At 64.9% G+C, this 1,626-nt stretch carries 1 protein-coding gene; it reads left to right on the forward strand.

From position 1 onward, the window contains the following. The first annotated feature begins 241 nt into the window (after positions 1-241). Positions 242-1,498, forward strand: a complete 1,257-nt coding sequence (locus GX414_13935; protein NLI48202.1) for a LysM peptidoglycan-binding domain-containing protein — start codon at positions 242-244, stop codon at positions 1,496-1,498. Positions 1,499-1,626: the final 128 nt, after the last annotated feature.

The following is a 1,626-nucleotide window of genomic DNA, read 5'->3' on the forward strand; positions in this document are numbered from 1 at the left end:
ACCAATACCGTATCGTCGCCGATCGTGCTGTCTGTCATGGAGTGCGTCTCTCAATCGGACTGTGTGTGTCCGGAATATCAGAAAGCGGAGGATTCAAGCAACATTTTTTCCTGAGTCCCGGCTGGAAAAAATTGGAGCACTGTTTCAATTTTTTATTAGACATCCGGTTTTCGCTCGTTTAAACTCTCTTCTTCGAGCATCGTCAGCGGACGAACCGTAACCAGGAGGCAGGCGCGGCACCATGAATGGTTGGCGACTGGTCATCACCCTGCTGAGCCTCCTTTCGCCCGCCTATACCCTTCCCCCCGCCCTGCTCGAAAGCACCGTCTCCACCCCCGCCGCCATCCCCGAATTCGCATTCGTCGCCCAGCCACCCGCCGACATGGTGGGCCTCAGCGATGAGCAGCTCAGTTGGCTCATCGCCGAGGACACCGCCGCCCTCGGCTCCGTATCCATCGGTTTCCCCAGCGGCGGGGTCCTGCTCAACGGCCGCCAGATGCCATCGAGTCCGCTCTGGGATGTGGTCAATCCGGATGAATCATGGGGTACCGAGGAGACCATCGCCTTCGTGGAAACCGCCATCCGGGCCGTTCACGCTGTATATCCGGATTCCCACCCCCTCTATATCGGCGACATCAGCGAGGACGACGGCGGGCGGCTCAACCGGCACCAGACCCATCAGGCGGGCCGCGACGTGGATCTCGGCTTTTACTTCAAGCACGGCCAGGGCGCCTGGCACACCCACGGCACATCGCGCAACCTGGACCTGCCCCGCAACTGGGCGCTGGTCCGGGCGCTGGTGGTCCACACCGACGTCGAGACCGTCCTGCTGGACCGCAGCATCCAACGCCTCCTATACGATTACGCGGTCTCCATCGGCGAAGATCGGGACTGGCTGCGCGACGTGTTTCAGGTCCCGCGCGGCACCGGTCAGTCGCTGGTCCGGCACGTACCCAAGCACCGCAATCATTATCACGTGCGCTTCTACAACCGCCGCGCCCAGGAGGCGGGCATCCGCGCCTACAAGCCGCTTCTGGAGCAGGGCAAGATCAAGCCGCCCGTTGTTTACGTCAACCACCGGGTCCGCAGCGGTCAGACGCTGGGGCACCTGGCCCGGCGGTACGGCGTGAGCGTCCGCGCCATCCAGGCGGCCAACGGCATGCGCGGCACCATGCTGCGGGCGGGCCGCAGCTACCGCATTCCGGTCCGGGACGGTGTCTCTCGCCTGCCGGAAGCGGTGCAGGTGACACCGCGCCGCCTGCCGCCCTTCACCCCCGCCACGCTGGCGGCCGTCGACTGGACGCCGGCCTCGCATCCCGTGTCCCCGCTCGGGGCCGAGGCGCTCACCCGCCTGGCCGCTCTCAATCCCGGCAAACATTCCCCGGCGCTCGCCGATCCCGGGCCGACCGGCTTCCCCTGGCCGGACCCGCAGGTGTCGGAACTGCTGTTCTGGTATTATCAGGAATATTCCCAGTTGAAAGCGGAACTGTCCATGTGACGGGCGGTGCGCCTAGCGCGTCACCGTGGGCTGTATCCCGGCTGCGGCCACCGGCGCCCCCTGCCGGGTGTCGCTCGCCATCAGCCCGGTGCCGATCCACAACTCCTGCTTGATGAAGTTGAGGGTCA

Source organism: Acidobacteriota bacterium, from assembly GCA_012517875.1.
Lineage (GTDB): Bacteria > Acidobacteriota > JAAYUB01 > JAAYUB01 > JAAYUB01 > JAAYUB01.